The organism is Mesorhizobium sp. M7D.F.Ca.US.004.03.1.1, assembly GCF_003998635.1.
Lineage (GTDB): Bacteria > Pseudomonadota > Alphaproteobacteria > Rhizobiales > Rhizobiaceae > Mesorhizobium > Mesorhizobium loti.
Window position 1 is genome coordinate 1 of the sequence record NZ_RZQG01000687.1, and the last position, 3,264, is coordinate 3,264.

Annotated in this window: 4 protein-coding genes; 3 read left to right on the forward strand and 1 reads right to left on the reverse strand. The window is 63.1% G+C overall.

The features are described 5' to 3' along the window. From EN935_RS28005 to EN935_RS28015, 3 genes are all read left to right on the forward strand, one after another. Positions 1–610, forward strand: a 610-nt coding sequence (locus EN935_RS28005) for a phytoene/squalene synthase family protein (protein ID WP_164771390.1), incomplete at its 5' end; no start/stop codon positions are given. 82 nt (positions 611–692) lie between these two features. Next, positions 693–1,127, forward strand: a complete 435-nt coding sequence (locus EN935_RS28010) for a hypothetical protein (protein ID WP_109668880.1) — start codon at positions 693–695, stop codon at positions 1,125–1,127. Beyond that, positions 1,127–2,077 (forward strand): sterol desaturase family protein, encoded by a 951-nt coding sequence (locus tag EN935_RS28015; protein ID WP_206532395.1) that lies wholly within the window; start codon positions 1,127–1,129, stop codon positions 2,075–2,077. The genes EN935_RS28010 and EN935_RS28015 overlap by 1 nt, the downstream gene beginning before the upstream one ends. Before the next feature lie 5 nt (positions 2,078–2,082). Here EN935_RS28015 and trmFO read toward each other — a convergent pair. Beyond that, positions 2,083–3,264: methylenetetrahydrofolate--tRNA-(uracil(54)-C(5))-methyltransferase (FADH(2)-oxidizing) TrmFO (trmFO, locus tag EN935_RS28020; RefSeq protein ID WP_127373841.1), on the reverse strand; the 1,182-nt coding region annotated here is incomplete at its 5' end.

Genomic DNA, 3,264 nt, shown 5'->3' on the forward strand with positions numbered 1-3,264 from the left:
TCCCACAGCTGAAGCCTTGAATGCCACCATAGCGACATTCAACCTGCCGAAACTGGCCTTCGAGAACATGCTCGATGCGCGCATCTTCGACCTCTACGACGACCCGATGCCGTCGCGCACCGATCTGGAAGGCTATTGCGGCGAGACGGCCGCCGCGCTCATCCAGCTTGCGGCGATGATGCTCGATCCCGGCGAGGCGCCGCGCTTTGCCGCACTGGCGGGCAGGGCAGGCTGTGCGCAGGCGATGACCGGCCTGCTGCTCCTGTTGCCGCTGCACCGCAAACGCGGGCAATGTTTTATCCCGGCCGATATCCTTGCTGCGGCTGGCTCTTCGCCGCAGGAGTTCATCACCGGCGATGGCGGTCCTGGCGCCAAGCGCGCGGTGGCGGCAATGATCGCGCTGGCACGCGACCATCTTTCCGCCTTCGAACAGGGCGCATCGGCCTTGCCTGTCTCGCTGCGCCCGGCATTCCTGCCACTGGCCCTGTCGCGCGCCTACCTGACAAAAATGGAAAGTGGCTCGCCGCTCGATGGTGTGGCGCGGCTATCGGCTTTGCGCCGGCATTGGCTGCTGCTGCGTCGTGCGACCAAGGGCTGGCCGGCACTTTGACGTAAACGTCAATCATGCTAAGAGCTTTCCGAGTCAGAACTGTTGCCGCAGACAACAGACCGGCCGGAGGAGATACCGATCCATGAGCTTGCCTGTGCTGGTCGCGATCGTCGCCCTTGGCATTGCGCTGTCGGTCGCCGCGGTGCATTTCACCGGCGGCAGCAAGACGGCCACGCTTGCCGGAACGGATCAGGCGCTGAGCCGTTTCGCCGAGGATTTTCCCGACGAGGTGGCGACCGTGGTGCGCCTGACGGCGGATGCCAGGACGGCGTTTCTGGATATCGGGCGAGGGCGCATCGGGATCGTTCACAGCATCGGCGACTGCTTCTTGACCCGCATCGTCACGCCTCAAGATGTCGCAGTTTTGAACGCCGGAGATGTGAATACGGTCTCGTTCCGGCTCGCCGATTTCACCTGGAAGGGCGGCCGCTTCCGCTTTGCCAGCGCAGCGGATGCGCAAGGCGTGCTGGAAGCGCTTGAGCTGCAACATCCGAATTCCGCCAGGGAGGCCGCGTGATGGACAGCTACAATTTCCCGCAAGTCACCCAACTGGCCATCCCGTTCTTCGTTGTCGCGATCCTGATCGAGCTTTGGTTGGTGCGCACCGGCCGTGCCAAGGGTTCGTTCGAGACGCGCGACACCTTGACCAGCCTGATGATGGGCACCGGCAATGTCGTTGCCGGGCTGCTGCTTGGCGTCGTGTCCTACTGGGCGCTGCTGTGGCTCTGGCAATTCCGCGTCTTCAATCTCGGTCTGTCGGTCTGGGTGTTCCTCGCCGCCTTCCTGCTCGATGATCTGCGCTACTATGTCTATCACCGCATCGCGCACCGGGTGCGCTGGGTGTGGGCCGAACACGTCAACCACCATTCCAGCCAGCACTACAATCTGTCGACGGCGTTGCGACAAAGCTGGACGGGCCTGTTCACCTTCATGTTCGTGCTGCAGGCGCCGCTGGTGCTGCTTGGCTTTCATCCGGCGGTGATTGCCTTCACCTTCGGCTTCAATCTGGTGTGGCAGTTCTGGATCCACACCGAGACCATCGGCAGAATGTGGGGCTGGTTCGAATTCGTCTTCAACACGCCGTCACACCACCGCGTCCACCACGCCACCAATCCGCGCTATCTCGACGCCAACTATGCCGGCACGCTGATCATCTGGGATCGCATGTTCGGCACCTTCGTCGGGGAACTGGAAGAAGACCGGCCGCGCTACGGCATCGTCAGAAACCTCGGCACCTTCAATCCGCTGAAAGTGGCGTTCCATGAATGGATCGGCATGTTCAGCGATGCCTTTGCGCCCGCCCTGACCTTGAGTGATCGCCTGAATTATCTGATCAAGCCTCCCGGCTGGAGCCATGACGGCTCACGCGAAACGTCGGAGACTCTCAAGGCTGCCTATGTCAGACGCAATCCAGATGAGGCCGGCAAGCCGGGGCTGCCGATGGCAGGTGCCGAGCCAGTCGAATAGGGAGTTTACTCCGCCGCTTCGGCCGTTTCCGTTTGCATCGGCAGTCCCAGCCATTGCCGGCAATCGGCGCGTGCGCGCGATGTGATGGCGTGGCGCTTGGCGACAGTCTTGTCCTTGCCACGCATGCGTTTGCCCCCGATCTTCGGGGCTTCGACGGGCGGGAACAGGCCGAAATTGACATTCATCGGCTGGAAGGAGCGCTTTCCCGGTTCGTCATCGGAGACGATGTGGCCACCGGTGATGTGGTTGAGCAAGGCGCCGAAGGCCGTGGTGAGCGGCGGCAGCGACGGTGCCTGGCCAAGCCTTTCGGCGGCGGCGAAACGGCCGGCGAGCAGGCCGATCGCAGCACTTTCGACATAGCCTTCGCAGCCGGTGATCTGGCCGGCAAAACGCAGGCCAGGGCGCGACTTCAGCTGCAGCGAGGCGTCCAGCAAGGTCGGCGAGTTGATGTAGGTGTTGCGGTGCAGGCCGCCGAGGCGGGCGAAATCGGCGTTTTCGAGACCCGGTATGGTGCGGAACACACGCACCTGCTCGGCATGCTTCAATTTGGTCTGAAAACCGACCATGTTGTAGAGCGTGCCCAGCGCATTGTCCTGCCGCAGCTGGACGACGGCATAAGCCTTTACCGTCGGATTGTGCGCATTGGTCAGCCCCATCGGCTTCATCGGCCCGTAGCGCAGGGTCTCGACGCCACGCTCGGCCATGATCTCGATCGGCAGGCAGCCGTCGAAATAGGGCGTGCCTTCCCATTGCTTGAATTCAGTCTTCTGGCCATCGACCAGCGCCTGCACGAAGGTTAGGTACTGGTCCTTGTCCATGGGGCAATTGATGTAGTCCTTGCCGGTGCCGCCCGGCCCAACCTTGTCGTAGCGCGACTGGAACCAGCAGGTATCCATGTCGATCGTGTCGAAATGGACGATAGGCGCGATGGCGTCGAAGAGGGCCAGCGCATCGGCGCCGGTCGCTTCCGCGATCGACTGGGCAAGCGAGGGCGCGGTCAGCGGACCCGTGGCGACGATCGCCTGATCCCAATCCGCCGGCGGCAGCCCCGGCACTTCCTCGCGCTGGATGGTGATCAGCGGGTGGGCTTCGAGTTTTTTCGTTACGGCGTCGGCGAATCCGTCGCGGTCGACGGCAAGCGCGCCGCCGGCCGGCACCTGGTTGGCGTCGCCCGCGCTCATGATCAA

What these genes read in the sequence shown, in the direction of transcription:
- EN935_RS28010 (WP_109668880.1), top strand. Translation starts at nt 693, where the DNA reads ATGAGCTTGCCTGTGCTGGTCGCGATCGTCGCCCTTGGCATTGCGCTG.
- EN935_RS28015 (WP_206532395.1), top strand. Translation starts at nt 1,127, where the DNA reads ATGGACAGCTACAATTTCCCGCAAGTCACCCAACTGGCCATCCCGTTC.